Consider the following 213-nt stretch of genomic DNA (forward strand, 5'->3'; position numbering starts at 1 on the left):
GGTAAAAAGTAACATTTTGAAAATCCGGTTTTGTTGAAAATTGGATTATTGTATTTTCTACAAATGTCAGCACATTTTTTTTTTGTTTTTTTTCTGTTGAAGATGATATGATCAATCTTAGAAGATACCACAAAACTTGATGCTGTGTATTTTTTAGTTAATTTCGTTTTTCCTCTTTCATTTTGTTCAATATTTTTCTTTATTTGATTTTGG

The 213-nt window shown here is 25.4% G+C and carries 1 protein-coding gene; it reads right to left on the reverse strand.

Features of this window, described 5'->3' with window-relative positions; translation table 11 throughout:
* A partial coding sequence (locus HJV72_RS19395; protein WP_208073512.1) for a hypothetical protein occupies window positions 1–213 on the reverse strand: 213 nt, incomplete at both ends.

It is taken from the genome of Extibacter sp. GGCC_0201 (assembly GCF_017566055.1).
Lineage (GTDB): Bacteria > Bacillota > Clostridia > Lachnospirales > Lachnospiraceae > Extibacter.